Source organism: Spirillospora sp. NPDC052269 (genome assembly GCF_040679435.1).
Classification (GTDB): Bacteria; Actinomycetota; Actinomycetes; order Streptosporangiales; family Streptosporangiaceae; genus Spirillospora.
The window spans coordinates 633,872-648,131 of the sequence record NZ_JBFAUU010000002.1 but is presented as its reverse complement, the minus strand read 5'-3'; the positions used below and the strand labels follow the sequence as shown (position 1 = coordinate 648,131).

11 protein-coding genes and 1 tRNA gene are annotated in these 14,260 nt (G+C 71.7%); 8 read left to right on the top strand and 4 right to left on the bottom strand.

Annotation, left to right across the window (positions count from 1 at the left end):
• Positions 1-97 precede the first annotated feature (97 nt).
• On the bottom strand, positions 98-670 hold the full coding sequence (locus AB0L06_RS06450; protein WP_500229858.1) for a TetR/AcrR family transcriptional regulator: 573 nt from the start codon (positions 668-670) through the stop codon (positions 98-100).
• 80 nt (positions 671-750) lie between these two features.
• On the opposite strand from AB0L06_RS06450, the gene AB0L06_RS06445 reads away from it, so the two are divergent.
• From AB0L06_RS06445 to AB0L06_RS06430, 4 genes are all read left to right on the top strand, one after another.
• A complete protein-coding gene (locus AB0L06_RS06445) occupies positions 751-2,004 on the top strand; it encodes an MFS transporter (RefSeq protein ID WP_500229857.1) in 1,254 nt (417 codons plus the stop codon).
• Positions 2,005-2,047: 43 nt separating this feature from the next.
• Entirely contained in the window at positions 2,048-2,410 is a 363-nt protein-coding gene (locus AB0L06_RS06440; RefSeq protein WP_500229856.1) for a nuclear transport factor 2 family protein, read from the top strand.
• A 50-nt stretch (positions 2,411-2,460) separates the two neighbouring features.
• Positions 2,461-3,315 carry an SDR family NAD(P)-dependent oxidoreductase gene (locus tag AB0L06_RS06435; protein WP_500229855.1) on the top strand — a complete coding sequence of 285 codons (855 nt, stop codon included), beginning with the start codon at positions 2,461-2,463 and terminating at the stop codon, positions 3,313-3,315.
• Between the two features lie 95 nt (positions 3,316-3,410).
• On the top strand, positions 3,411-4,163 hold the full coding sequence (locus AB0L06_RS06430) for an SDR family oxidoreductase (protein WP_500229854.1): 753 nt from the start codon (positions 3,411-3,413) through the stop codon (positions 4,161-4,163).
• Positions 4,164-4,281: 118 nt separating this feature from the next.
• Here the strand turns inward: AB0L06_RS06430 and AB0L06_RS06425 are convergent, their stop codons facing one another.
• Both AB0L06_RS06425 and AB0L06_RS06420 read right to left on the bottom strand, forming a co-directional pair.
• Complete coding sequence (locus AB0L06_RS06425) at positions 4,282-4,902, bottom strand: GNAT family N-acetyltransferase (RefSeq protein WP_500229886.1); 621 nt, start codon at positions 4,900-4,902, stop codon at positions 4,282-4,284.
• Between the two features lie 237 nt (positions 4,903-5,139).
• Positions 5,140-5,225 (bottom strand) — tRNA-Leu (locus tag AB0L06_RS06420).
• 127 nt (positions 5,226-5,352) lie between these two features.
• Here AB0L06_RS06420 and AB0L06_RS06415 point away from each other — a divergent pair.
• The 3 genes from AB0L06_RS06415 (at position 5,353) to AB0L06_RS06405 (ending at position 10,495) form a co-directional block, all read left to right on the top strand.
• Positions 5,353-6,660 carry a M20/M25/M40 family metallo-hydrolase gene (locus AB0L06_RS06415; RefSeq protein WP_500229853.1) on the top strand — a complete coding sequence of 436 codons (1,308 nt, stop codon included), beginning with the start codon at positions 5,353-5,355 and terminating at the stop codon, positions 6,658-6,660.
• Positions 6,661-6,803: 143 nt separating this feature from the next.
• Positions 6,804-7,604, top strand: coding sequence for a hypothetical protein (locus AB0L06_RS06410; RefSeq protein WP_500229852.1), 801 nt, complete (start codon positions 6,804-6,806; stop codon positions 7,602-7,604).
• A gap of 395 nt (positions 7,605-7,999) precedes the next feature.
• Positions 8,000-10,495 (top strand): chaplin family protein, encoded by a 2,496-nt coding sequence (locus tag AB0L06_RS06405; RefSeq protein WP_500229851.1) that lies wholly within the window; start codon positions 8,000-8,002, stop codon positions 10,493-10,495.
• 563 nt (positions 10,496-11,058) lie between these two features.
• Here AB0L06_RS06405 and AB0L06_RS06400 read toward each other — a convergent pair.
• Entirely contained in the window at positions 11,059-11,244 is a 186-nt protein-coding gene (locus tag AB0L06_RS06400; RefSeq protein WP_500229850.1) for a DUF5703 family protein, read from the bottom strand.
• A gap of 247 nt (positions 11,245-11,491) precedes the next feature.
• Here AB0L06_RS06400 and topA point away from each other — a divergent pair, with 247 nt between their 5' ends.
• Positions 11,492-14,233: a type I DNA topoisomerase gene (gene topA, locus AB0L06_RS06395; protein ID WP_500229849.1), complete on the top strand. Its 2,742-nt coding sequence runs from the start codon at positions 11,492-11,494 to the stop codon at positions 14,231-14,233.
• Positions 14,234-14,260: the final 27 nt, after the last annotated feature.

Here is a 14,260-nt window from a genome sequence, read left to right as displayed (position 1 = left end):
CGCTACGACAAACTCGCCCGCAACTACCGGGCAGCGATTGTCCTGGTCACCGCCCTGCTCTGGATCAACACATGATCCATCGGACACGGCCTAGGCCCTAGGGCAGCGGGCTCGTGGCCAGGGTGGTGACGGCGATGGACAGTTCGGTGGCGTAGGCGTCGGTGAGCTTGGTGGCGTCGAAGACCAGCGCGTACCACATCGGTCCGAAGACCAGGTCGATGAGGACGTCGTTGTCCGGGTAGGTGACCTGGCCGCGGCTTCGGGCGCGGTCGAGGATCTCGCCGACGGCGGCGCGGCGGGCCTGGATGAGGGTGTCGGTGACGCGGCGGGCGAAGTCCGGGTCCTGGAGGGACTCGGCGGCCAGGGCCTGGTTGAGCGCGCCGGGGACGCCGCGTTGGGCGGCGAAGGTCTCCTCCAGCAGGGTCAGCAGGTCCTCGCGCAGGTCGCCGGTGTCGGGGGTGGGCAGGCGGGTGCGGGCGTAGGTGACCAGGGCGTCGAGGATCACCTCGCCCTTGCTGGCGTAGCGGCGGTAGACGGCCTGTTTGGACACGCCGCTGCGGGCGGCGATCCCCTCCATGCTCACCCCCCGATAGCCCTGGTCGGCGACCAGGTCGAGGGTGGCTTGACGGATGGCTTCGTCGACGGCTGGGTCGCGGGGTCGTCCTGTCATGTGCCCGAGACTAGTTGACATACGGACCGTCCCGTATTTTAATTCCAATACGCACCGCACCGTAACGAAAGGGGTGTGTGGTGAGAACCCGTTCTTCAAGCCCGGCACTGGTGACGTTGGCACTGGGGTACTTCGCCCTGGGGACCGCGTCGCTGGCCGTCGTCGGGCTGAGCGCCCCGATCGCCGCGGACCTGCGGGTCCGTCCCGCCACCGTCGGGACCCTGGTCACCGTCTTCTCGCTGGTGTTCGCACTGGCCGCGCCGCTGACCGCGGTCGCGCTCGGACGGATGGACCGCAAGCGGGTCCTGCTGATCGGCCTGACCCTGATGCTGGCCGGGGGCGTCGGCAGCGCGCTGGCCCCGACCTTCGCGACCCTGGTCGCCGCCCGGGTGGTCGCCGGACTGGGCGCGGCGATCTTCGGACCGGTCGCCTCGGCCACCGGCTCGATGGTCGTCCCGGCCGAGCAGCGACCGCGTGCGCTGGCGGTGGTGTTCGGCGGGATGACCGCCGCCACCGTTCTGGGGGTACCGCTGGCCTCGGCGGCGGGTACGGCGATCGGGTGGCGCTGGACGCTGGCCGTCGTGGCGATCCTGACCGGTGCGGTGATGGCTTTGCTGGCCGGGTTGCTGCCTTCGGTGGAGGCGGGCCCCGCACCGACCGTGCGCGGGTTCGCCCGGATGGCGCGCACCCCCGGCGTCGTGCCGATCATCTCGACCACGCTGCTGGTGCTGACCGCGCAGTTCACCGTGTACGGGGTTGCCGGAGCGTACCTGGCGTCCCGGTTCGGCGCCGGCACCGGAATGGTGTCGCTGACGCTGCTGGTGTTCGGCGCGGTGGGGATGGTCGGCAACGCCGTCGGCCCGCGCTTGTACACACGGCTGGGCGGGGCGCGGACCATCGGCGCCGCGCTGGCCGGGCTCATCGTCACCTTCGCCGCACTGACGGCCGTGCCGGGAGCACTGCTGGTCGGCGTCGGGGTGTTCGCCTTCTGGGCCTTCTTCAACACCGTGTTCATGGCGCCGCAGCAGACCCGCCTGGTGGAGCTGCTGCCCGAACAGCGCGGGGTCCTGCTGGCGCTCAACGCCTCGGCGCTGTACCTGGGCATGAGCCTGGGCAGCCTGCTCGGCAGTGGCCTCCTGCCCGTCCTCGGCGCCCGCGGACTGTCGGCGCTGCCGCTGGTGCCGCTGGCCCTGGCGGTCGGAGCCCACATGCTCTCCACCCGATCGACCAACCGGGCGCAGGTGCTCGACACCACTGCCCGAACCCCCGCGGCAACCCGCATCGAGACCTCGGCGAAGGCTCCCGTCGGCGCCTCCGCCGCGACCCACCACTGACCGACACAAGAACACAAGAACACAAGAAATCAGGAGAACGAAAATGTCTCAGCTCATCCGCGACTACATCGAGCAGGTCTGGAACCAGGGCCGCACCGACCTTGCCGACCGCTTCCTCGCCGAGGACCTGATCCAGCACAACCCGAACCTGCCCGACGGCCGCAAGCCCCTGGTCGACCTCATCGACGGGATGCGTGGCCAGCTCCCGGAGGCTCGCTTCGAGATCCGCCGCCTGGCGGGTGAGGGCGACCTGGTGTTCACCCACAGCCTGTTCACGGCGCAGCCCGGCCACCAGGGCATCGCGGTGGTGGACGTGTTCCGCATCGCCGACGGAAAGATCGCCGAGCACTGGGACCTGCGCGAGGACGTCCCCGACACCACCGCCAGCGGCCGTCCCATCGTCTGACCCATCCAGTTCCGACCCGCCCGCGTCCTACTTGAGGAAAGGAAAGAGCCGTGTCCACTTCCGACACCGTGTCGTCGCGTGAGCAGACGATTCTGATCACCGGAGCCACCGACGGGCTCGGCCGCGCCCTGGCCCACCGGCTCGCCGCCGAGGGGGCGACGCTGATCCTGCACGGCCGCAACCCCGCCAAGGGGCAGGAGCTGCTGGCAGAGCTGCGCGACCAGACCGGCAATGAGCGGCTCACGTTCGAGACCGCCGACTTCGCCGAGCTGGACCAGATCCGGGCGCTGGGCGAGCGGGTGGCCGCCCGCGACCGGCTGGACGTCCTGGTCAACAACGCCGGCATCGGCGTCGAACTCGCCCCGCAGCGCAGCGCGGACGGGTTGGAACTGACCTTCCAGGTCGACTACCTGGCCACCTACGCGCTCAGCTCCATGCTCACCCCCCTGCTGGCCCGATCCCCCCAAGGGCGGGTGGTCAACGTCAGCTCCGCCGGGCAAGCGCCACTGGACTTCCACGACGTGATGCTGGAGCGCCACTGGGACGGCGTGCAGGCCTACTGCCAGGCCAAACTCGCGCAGATCATGCTCACCTTCGAGCACGCCGATCTGCTGCGCGGGCACGGCGTCACCGTCAACGCCCTGCACCCCGCCTCCTACATGCCCACCAAGATCGTCAAGGGGCTGTTCGCGGTGCAGAGCACCGTCGAGGAAGGAGTGGACAACACCGCCCGCCTGGTCCGCGACCCGGCCCTCGCCGAGGTCACCGGGACCTACTTCAACCGGGCCCGTCCCGCCCGAGCCCAGCAGCAGGCCTACGACGAGCAGGCCCGGGCCCGCCTGCTGGCGCTCAGCGAAGAGCTGACCGGCATCCCGCTCCCCGCCACACCGCCGCTGGCCGCCTGAAGCCGGCTCCAAGACCAACGCAGCAGAACACGCAACCGGAACAAGAGCCGTCAGCGGCCACGACATCGCTGACCGAACCTAGGAAAGACAGGACCATGAGCACCACCATCGACGGCATCGCGGAGAAGGTCGCGATCGTCACCGGAGCCGCCACCGGCCTCGGGGCGGCCATCGCAGCCCGGCTGGCGGCCGAGGGCGCACACGTCGTCGTCAACCATCTGCCCCACCAGCAGGACCAGGCCGACGAACTCGTCCGCAGCATCATCGACGCGGGCGGCCAGGCGGTGGCGATGGCGGCCGACATCGCCGACGCCGAGCAGCGCGACGCGCTCATCGACGCGGCGACCAAGCACTTCGGCGGGCTGGACATCCTGGTGAACAACGCCGTCCTGCCCGTCCTCAAGCCCATGGCCGAGGTGACCGAGGAGGAGTTCGACGCCAGCTTCGGCGTCAACGCGCGGGCGCCCTTCTTCCTCATGCAACGCGCCGCGGAGCAGATGCGCGACGGCGGCCGCATCATCAACATCTCCTCCCACACGACCGGGCTGTTCTTCCCGCGCTACGGCCTCTACGACGGAGCGAAGGGGGCGTTGGAGCAGTTCTCGCGGGTCTTCTCCCGGGAGATCGGGCACCGCGGCATCACCGTCAACGTGGTCTCCCCTGGACCCACCGACACCCCGGAGTTCCGCACCCGGCCCGCGGAGTTCATCGCGAGCCTGGAGAAGATGACCGCCATGGGACGCATCGGACGGCCCGACGAGATCGTCAACATGATCACCTTCCTGGCGTCCTCCCAGGCCAGCTGGGTGACCGGCCAGAACATCCGCGTCAACGGGGGCGTCGTCTAGGTCCGGCCGAGCGTGGCCCCCAGCCACCCAGGCGTCACATCGCCTGGAGCCGCCGATCATGCGACTCGGCGGTCAGTGGCTCGGGGGCCAGCCCTCTTTAGGGGAGGCGGCGTCGGGCTCAACCGCCTGAGCGACCGCCAAGATCCGCAGACAGCGCGGCGTAGATGTACTCGCTGCCCCAGCGATCCCCGTCGAGGTCGTTCTCGACCAGGTGCGCCTCCCGGCGCATCCCGAGGCGTTCACAGACCCGCACGGACCCGGTGTTCTCCACATCCAGCCGTGCGTAGAGCCGGTGCACGCCCAGCGTGTCGAAGGCGAGCCGGGCCAGCGCCGCGGCCGCCTCGGTCGCATAGCCGTGGCCCTGGTGACCCGGGGCGATGGTCCAGCCGATCTCGGCCTGGGCGGCGCGGGCATCGGCCAGTTTGAGACTCACCTCGCCAAGGACGCCGGGCTCATCGCGCCGGCAGACGGCAAGCGAGACCCCGTCCCCGTCGGCGCTCCAGGCCGTCTGCCCCGCGCGCTCGGCGGCGACCTGCTCGCTGCGCTCGCGCGTGTGCGCCGGCCGGTACAAGTAGCGTGCCACGCTCGGCAGGCTCTGGTAGGCGTACAGGTCATCGGCGTCGCCGGGGGTGAACAGACGCAGCGACAACCGGGACGTGGTCATCGGCAGCAGCGAGGCGATGTCCAAACGGACCTCCGGAACAAGAATGTGGATCAAGGTGCGGCCTGATCGTCGCATCACGACCACCCGGCAGCCACTCCTTTTCCAGCCCAGCACCGGTGCCCCATTCCCCGGTTCGCCCAGCACACCGAGTCCCGGCCGCATGCAGGTCACGGCACCGAGAAGCCGACCCCGGTGATCTGGCCGCGCAACAAGACCCCACCGCCACCCGGAACGCAGAAAGGTCCGTGTTGAGATCACTCTCAACACGGACCTTTCGACATCAACCACCACCGACCGTGGGTCAGTGGTACGTGTCCGAGGGGGGACTTGAACCCCCATGCCCCGTAAAGGGCACTAGCACCTCAAGCTAGCGCGTCTGCCTATTCCGCCACCCGGACTGGTGTGGCGCCGCAGCTCGTGGCTGCAGCGGCGGGCTTCACTGTACCAAAGGTCGGGAGTCGCGGCGAAGTCGATCGTCGGGGCACCATGGTCGGGTAGGCGCGAGGACGGATGAGGGTGGTTGTCGTGGGTCAGCCGGGTGCCGAGGACGAGGTCGTACGGATCTGCCAGGAGTTGATCCGGATCGACACCAGCAACCCGGGTGATCACTCCGGGCCGGGGGAGCGGGAGGCGGCGGAGTACGTCGTCGGGCAGCTCGAGGAGGTCGGGCTGCGGCCGCAGGTGTTCGAGTCGCATCCCGGACGGGCGAGCGTCGTGGCGCGGATCGAGGGCGAGGACCCCACGCGGGACGCCCTGCTGCTGCACGGGCATCTGGACGTCGTCCCGGCGCGGGCGGAGGACTGGACGCACGACCCGTTCGGTGGGGAGATCGCCGACGGGTGCGTCTGGGGCCGCGGGGCCGTGGACATGAAGGACATGGACGCGATGATGCTCGCCGTCGTCCGGCAGCGGCTGCGGGAGGGGCGGCGGCCTCCGCGGGACGTGGTGCTGGCCTTCCTCGCGGACGAGGAGGCCGGCGGGACGTGGGGCGCGCAGTGGCTCGTCAAGGAGCATCCGGAGCTGTTCGCGGGGTGCAGTGAGGCCGTCGGGGAGGTCGGCGGGTTCAGCCTGACCGTGCCGGGCGACAAGCGGATGTACCTGATCGAGACGGCGGAGAAGGGCATCGCGTGGATGACGCTGACCGCCGAGGGGACGGCCGGCCACGGGTCGATGGTGCATCCGGACAACGCGGTGACGGCCGTGGCGGAGGCCGTCGGACGGCTCGGACGGCACGACTTCCCGATCCGGCTCACCAAGACCGTCCGGGCGTTCCTGGAGCGGGCGTGCCTGGCGTACGGGGTGGAGTTCGACCCGGAGAACCCCGAGCGGTGCCTCGCGGAGATCGGGCCGCTGGCGCGGATGATCGGCGCGACGCTGCGGCACACGCTCAATCCCACCCGGCTGGATGCCGGATATAAGACGAATGTCATTCCGCAGAGCGCGACCGCGCAGGTGGACGGACGCTTCCTTCCCGGTTACGAGGACGATTTCTTCGCGATCGTGGACGAATTGCTCGGACCGGACGTCCGCCGCGAATTCGTGCATCACGACCATGCCGTCGAGACCGAGTACGACGGTGCCCTGGTCGCGGCCATGGAAGCGGCCCTGACCTCGGAGGACCCGGGTGCGCTGCCCGTCCCGTACTGCCTGAGCGGCGGGACGGACGCCAAGGCGTTCGCCCGCCTCGGCATGCGCTGCTTCGGCTTCGCGCCGCTCCGACTTCCCCCGGAATTGGACTTTTCCGGAATGTTCCATGGCGTCGACGAGCGCGTTCCGGTGGACGGGCTGCGCTTCGGCGTGCGCGTTCTCGACGACTTCCTTGATCGCTCCTGAGAATTTCAACGGAAGAGCGCGGAATGGGCGGCGTCCGTGCGCTCCGTGGTGCTACGGTCACCATTCGTAGAGAGCGACTTGACCCGCTCTTTGCGTCGTCCGGCAGTCGTGTCCGGGCGGGGTGACCCTGGCAGGAGGAGCTCGTGGACCACAGCGCGGCGCGGACATCGGCGGTCACCGCCGTTCTGCGTCGGGTCGTCGTCGACCGGGCGGTCCACCGGCTCCTCCTGCTGGCCGGGCTCATCATCACGGGCTGGCTGATCGGCGGGGCCGCCCAGGCCTTCGCCGACACCGCGTCCGCGTCCCCGCAGGGCGCGTCGGTCGTTCCGGCGAGCACCGCCGGGCTGTTGCGCGCGTCCGGCGGGATCGTCCAGGGCGCTTCGGCGGTGCTCAAGGGCCGGGCTTCGGTCCCTGGAGCGCTCGCCGCCGTGTCTCGCGGCGGGACGGTCGTTCCGCTGCCAGGCCACCCAGTGCTGAACATCACGCCGGCGCCTCGTCCGTCCTTGCCGCCCGCGCGGAGCAACCCCGGGCGGACGGCGCTTGGCGGCCGTCCGGGGGCGAATGGCGAGATCGTCGTCACGCCCACCGAACGTCCCGGCCGGACGGCTTCGTCCGGACCTCGCGCCGCCGTGCGAACGATCACACGGCGAAGCGCGGCGAACGGCACGGGCATCAAGATCGTCCACGTCCGCCGAAGCGCTTCGCGGACGGTCTGGCACGGCTCGCACGCGCCGGTCGCACCGGTTCCAGCCCCCGCTCCCGCGCAGGCCGCAGGGGCTTCGGCCCCCGCGACCGGGCCCGTCCTGTTCGGCGGGTTCGGCGGGGCGCTCCTTCGCCGCTCCTGGACGCCTCGTCGTCCCGGCGCGGTGCTCGTCCAGGCCCTGAACGAGGTGCCGCCGGCCGTTCGCGGCGCGGCGGACGAGCCCTCGTTCGCCCCTGACTGATCACTGATCTCCGGCGCCCGGCCCGAGCGGCTCGGGTCGCGCCGGGACGTGGCCGCCGCGCGCGGCACGTCACCCCCCGATCGAGCGACGCGTTCCCGGCGCGGGCGTGAGCCTGCCCGAACGCCGCCGATCTCGACAGATCCCCAGCGAGACCGACACCGATCGTCCGGCCGGACGAGCGTTCCGCACGCCTGCCCTCCCAGCGGCCGCGGACGCTCCGTCCCACCGGTCCGAACCCGCGGACCGAACACACGGGCCGGCGGACGGGGCGGACGGTTCCGCGGGGAAACGCGGTAGGCGCGACGCCGGCGAAAGCGGCGCAGCGCACCGCGGCAAGCAGTCCGACCTTCACCAACGAAGATCCCCCGAAACGGAGCATCATGCGAACGTGGGCCATGGGTACCGCTCGTGCCGCCGCTCTCACCGCGAGCTTTGTGGCACTGGGCGTCAGCGTCATCCCGACCGCGGCGCTGGCCGACACCACCGACGGCACCGGCAGCGTGCTCGGCGGCAACCAGATCAACGCGCCGGTCTCCGCGCCCGTCGACGCCTGCGGCAACGCCGTGGCGGTCCTCGGCGCGGCGAACGCGGGCTGCGACGGCGGCGCGATCGTCCACAACGGACCGGAGGGCCACCTCCACGGCCACCCCCACCCCGTCGTCCACCCGCACCCCCACGGCCACCCCCACGGCCACCCGCACGGGCACTCTGGCGGCAGGCACCACGAGGCCGGTGGCGGGCAGGGCGGCAAGGGCGGAGACAAGGGCGGTCACGACAGGAGGGGCGGCGGCGAGCGCCCCGGCCACGGCTGGGACGGCGGCGGGCACCCCGGCCACGGCTGGGACGGCGGCGGCCAGAGCACGTCCGGCGACGGCGGCGTCGGGTCCGGCAACCAGGTGAACGCGCCGATCTCCGTCCCCGTGGACGCGTGCGGCAACGCGATCGCGATCCTCGGCAAGGCCGAGGCGGGTTGCATGGGCGGCGCGTCCGTCCTCAACAGCGGCGCGGGCGGGCAGAGGACCAGCGGCGACGGCGGCGTCCTCGCGGGCAACCAGGTCCACGCGCCGGTGTCCGCGCCGATCGACGCCTGCGGCAACGCGGCGGCCGTGCTCGGCGAGGCCCTGGCCGGATGCCACGGCGGCGCGGTCGTCAAGAACGGCGGCCGCACCGGCGCCGGGCAGCGGACGTCCGGCGACGGCGGCGTCGGCGGCGGCAACCAGGTGGACGCCCCGATCAGCCTCCCGATCGACGTCTGCGGCAACAGCGTCGGCAACGCGGTCGCGGCCTGCGAGGGCGGGGCGTCCGTCCGGAACGGCGGCCACGGATCCGGCGGGCAGTGGACCGACGGCGACGGCAGCGTCCTCGGCGGGAACCAGGTCAACATGCCGATCTCCGCGCCGGTGAGCGTCTGCGGGAACGCGGTCGGCGTGCTCGGCGAGGCGGGCGCGCACTGCGCGGGCGGCGCCTACGTGCGCAGCAGCTCCGGCGGCGGCCAGCACACGTCCGGCGAGGGCGGCGTGCTCGCGGGTGACCAGGTCAACCTGCCGATCTCCGCGCCCGTGAGCGTCTGCGGCAACGCCGTGGCCGTCCTGGGCGAGGCGAACGCCGGATGCCACGGCGGCGCCGTCGTGGGACACCAGCACGGCGGCCCCGGCGTGGGACACCACCCGAGGCCGGGCTGCGGGTGCGGCCACCACGGCGGCCACGCCCCGTACGTCCGGGAGAACACCGACGCGCGGCGTCCCACCCCCGTGCCGATGGCGGCGCAGCAGTCCGCTCTGCCGCGCACCGGCCCCGGGTCGGGTCTCGGCGCCGGTCCGCTGCCGATCAACCCGGGTTCGGCGCTGCCCGCCCTGCCGAAGCTTCCGGTCGCGGGTGACCTGTCCGGCCTGCCGCTCGTGTCCGGACTCCGTCCCGGCTCCGGGGCCGGCGTCCGTCCTGGGCTGCCGGGCGCGTCCGGGCTTCGGTCCCGGTCGGGTCTGCCGCTGGCGTCCGCGCTCCCGGCCAAGTCGGGTCTGCCGATCGTCTCGAGCCTTCCGTCCCCGTCCGGACTGCCGCTGGTCTCCAGCCTGCCGCTGGTGTCGAGCCTTCCGCTGGGGGCCGGGCAGCCGACGGCCAAGCCCGGCCTGCAGGCCCAGTCCGGTCTGCCGAAGAAGTCGGGTCTGCCGGTCGTCTCCGGCCTGCCGCTGGCGTCCGGGCTCCGGAAGGCCCTGCCGGTGCCCGCGGGGGCGCCGGCCGTTCCGGGCGCGTCCAGCCTGACGTCGCTTCCGGGGCTGTCGCAGGTGCCCGCCGCCCCGGCCTCGCTCGGCACTCCGCTGTCGCGCACCCGCGCCGTGGGCGGCCCGGTCCCGTCCGTTCCGGGCCTGTCGCAGCTGCCCGTCCAGCCTGGCCAGCTGCCCGGTCAGCTGCCGGTTCGCCTGCCGCTGGGCGCCTCGCGGATGCCGTTCGCCCCGTCCGGATCGGCGGTCCCGCAGGTCGGCGCGCTGACCCACGGCCTGCCCACCGCCCCGGTGGCGCTGCCGGGCCTGCCCGTCCCGGCCGGCCAGCGCAGCACCCACGTGTCGGGTGACGCCGTGTCCCGGCTGACCGGCGTCAAGCTGCCCGGCGCGGGCGCGCTGCCCCTGTCCGGCGAGCTCAACACCCCGCAGGTCGGCGGTGTGACGGACAAGGCCCCGGTCAAGGACCTTCCCCAGGTCGGGGACCTCACCCGGTCCAGCGCCCTCGGCCAGGTCACGGACCTGACGCACGTCCGGAAGACGGCCGCCGAGGAGTCCGCCACCAGCGGGACGCACTCGGACTCCACCTGGGTCCTGGGCGCCGCCGCGGTGCTGACGGCGCTGTCCGGCGCGCTGGCCCTGGGCCGCCGCGTCCGCCTCTTCAGGCGGGCCTGACCGGTTGGGGACGGGGGCTCCGGCTCCCGTCCCCGACCGCGTCCGGACGGGCCGCCTCCCGAGGTCTCACCCTCGGACGAGCGGCCCGCCTCCGGACCTCGCAGACGCTTTGCCCGTCCCGGAGGCGCGGTCTGGGGCGGGCAAAGCCCTGTTCAAGAAACATCCCTTCTCCGACCGTGCTGTCCTCGCCTGGATGGGCTTGCCGCAGGGCGGGGTTGTTCTCCCGGAATGGGGAGTGAGGTCTCACACGGGCGGTTTTGTCGTCGCGGTCCGCGGAGAGACTCGTCCGGGTAGGGGACCTCACCGAGGGGGCGACCGGGGGACGTGGCCGGGGAGCGCGGCCGAGGGACGCCGCCGAGGAGCGGGACGCGCCGGAGGGCGTGGCGCGCGACGGAGTGGACGCGGGAGACGCGATGAACGGGGGCGGACGCGATTATGATTACCGGGCGTCAAAGGATTCGTACTTAGTGCTACGCTCCGGACGGAGTGCGCAGAGGGACTCAAAGGGCGCGGCACCGGAAAACGGACCGCCTGGCCTGCGGAAACGCGGGCAGGTCGGACGGCTAGAAGGTGCGCACCTGGCGAATGATCTTGCGGCGCAGTCGGATCCTGCGGCTACCGTCGGAGTAGAGGCGCAGCCGGTCGAGCTCCCAGCCGCCGTGTTCGGCGTGCTCGGTGAGGATCTGCCGGGCGGTGTCACGAGTGGTGCCGCGCGGCAGTCGAAGAACGAGGTAGGTGTATTCCACCATCGTTCTCATTATGACCCGGCGGTGCCCCGTGGACGGCCCGCGGGCGGCGCCTCCGGCGGCCGCTTCGGCGGCGGCCCCGTCCGCAGCCCCGGCGGCGACGTGTCATCCTGTGGGAGTTTCACGGCGGCCGTGGGACGGCGGGGGACCTCCGGGCATGGAAGCGCCGCGGGGAAACGTTGGGGAAACGTTGTGGCGAAGTCGCCACAACGGCGGTGAGTAGAGACCAGACAGCGAGGTTGGAGCGACTGTGCCAGCCAAGAACGGCACTGCGAAGGGTGGCCGGTCCGGGGCCGATGGTGGCACCCGCCTGGTGATCGTCGAGTCGCCTGCGAAGGCGAAGACGATCGCCGGGTACCTGGGCCGTGGCTACGTCGTGGAGTCCAGTATCGGCCATATCCGGGATCTTCCCGGGAGCGCCGCCGAGGTGCCGGCCCGGTACAAGGGCGAGTCCTGGGCCAAGCTCGGCGTGAACGTCGATCACGACTTCGAGCCGTTGTACGTGGTCAACGCCGACAAGCGGACACAGGTCGCCAAGCTCAAGAAACTCCTGGAAGAGGCCGACGAGCTCTTCCTCGCGACGGACGAGGACCGGGAGGGCGAGGCGATCGCCTGGCACCTCCAGGAGGTCCTCAAGCCGAAGGTCCCGGTGCACCGGATGACCTTCAACGAGATCACCAAGGACGCGATCCGGCAGGCCGCGGCGAACCCGCGCGAGCTGAACCTGCGCCTGGTGGACGCGCAGGAGACCCGGCGCATCCTCGACCGGCTGTACGGCTACGAGGTCAGCCCGGTCCTGTGGAAGAAGGTCATGCCGAAGCTGTCGGCGGGCCGGGTGCAGTCCGTGGCGACGCGGCTGGTCGTGGAGCGGGAGCGGGAGCGCATCGCGTTCGTCTCCGCCCACTACTGGGACATCCAGGCCGAGTTCGACACCGGCAAGGGCGTCGACCCGCACCTGTTCAAGGCCGGCCTGGTCGCCGTCGACGGCAAGCGCGTCGCGCAGGGCCGCGACTTCGCGTCCGACGGGAAGCTGAAGACCCGCGACGTCCTGCACCTGGACGAGGAGAACGCGCGCGGCCTGGCGGGACGGCTCACCGGACGGCCCTTCGAGGTCAAGTCCGTCGAGTCCAAGCCGTACACGCGCAAGCCGTACCCGCCGTTCCGGACGACGACGCTGCAGCAGGAGGCCAGCCGCAAGCTGGGGTTCTCCGCCAAGTACACGATGTCGGTCGCTCAGAAGCTGTACGAGAACGGCTTCATCACCTACATGCGAACCGACTCGATCACGCTGTCCGAGACCGCGATCGGCGCCGCCCGGCGGCAGGCCGCCTCGCTGTTCGGCGCCGAGTACGTCCCGGACCGTCCGCGCGTCTACACCTCCAAGGTCAAGAACGCGCAGGAGGCGCACGAGGCGGTCCGTCCGGCCGGTGACAGTTTCCGCACGCCGGGTGAGACCGGCCTGTCCGGCGACCAGTTCCGGCTGTACGAGCTGATCTGGAAGCGCACGATCGCGTCCCAGATGAAGGACGCGGCGGGCCAGTCGGTGTCGATCCGCGTCAACGGCTCGACCACCGCGGGCGAGGTCGCCGAGTTCGGCGCGACCGGCAAGACGATCACGTTCCACGGCTTCCTCAAGGCCTACGTCGAGGGCGCGGACGACCCGTCCACCGACCGGGACGACCAGGAGCGCCGGCTGCCGACGCTCGCCCAGGGCGAGGCGCTGACGGCGAACTCGATGGACGCCGAGGGCCACTCGACCCGCCCGCCCGCCCGCTACACCGAGGCGTCGCTGGTCAAGGAGATGGAGGACCGCGAGATCGGGCGGCCGTCCACCTACGCCTCGATCATCGGGACGATCCTCGACCGCGGCTACGTGTTCAAGAAGGGCACCGCGCTGGTGCCGTCCTTCCTGGCGTTCGCCGTGGTCAACCTGCTGGAGCAGCACTTCGGCAACCTGGTCGACTACGACTTCACCGCGCACATGGAGGACGGTCTCGACGAGATCGCGCGCGGCGAGGCCGAGCGCGTCCGCTGGCTCACCCGGTTCTACTTCGGGGAGGGCGAGCAGGGCAACGAGGGCCTGAAGGACCTGGTCGGCGACATCGGCGACATCGACGCCAAGGGCATCTCGTCGTTCCCGATCAAGGGCACCGACATCATGATCCGCGTCGGACGGTACGGGCCGTACCTCGACCGCGACGGCGCCCGCGTCAACGTCCCCGAGGACCTCGCGCCCGACGAGCTCACCGCGGAGAAGGCCGAGGAGCTGTTCGCGCAGCCGTCCGGCGACCGCGAGCTCGGCCCCGACCCGGCGACCGGGAACATGATCGTCGCCAAGTCGGGACGGTTCGGGCCGTACGTCACCGAGGTGGTCCCGGAGCCGCCGGCCCCGGCCCCCGCCGCGGAGGGCGAGAAGAAGAAGCGCACCAAGAAGGCCGCGGAGGCGCCGAAGCCGCGCACGTCGTCGCTGTTCAAGACGATGTCGCTCGACACGATCACGCTCGAGGACGCGCTGAGGCTGCTGTCGCTGCCGCGCACCCTCGGTGAGCTGGACGGCGAGCCCGTCACCGCGCAGAACGGACGGTTCGGGCCGTACATCAAGAAGGGCGCCGACAGCCGGTCCCTCGGCTCCGAGGACGACCTGTTCACGGTCACGATCGAGCAGGCCAAGGAGCTGTTCGCCCAGCCCAAGGCGCGTGGGCGCGGTCGAGCCGCGGCCGCGGCCCCGCTGCGCGAGCTCGGCGACGACCCGGCCAGCGGCAAGCCGGTGGTGGTCAAGGAGGGCCGGTTCGGCCCGTACGTGACCGACGGCGAGACCAACGCGTCGCTCCGCAAGGGCGACGAGGTCGAGTCGATCACCATCCAGCGCGCCGCCGAGCTGCTCGCGGAGCGTCGTGAGAAGGTCGCGGCGGGTGGCGGCAAGAAGAAGACCACCACGGCCAAGAAGACGACGACGCCGCGCAAGCGTTCGTCGGCCAAGTCGAGCTCGTAGGCGTGGGCGCGCCGATACCCTGACCGC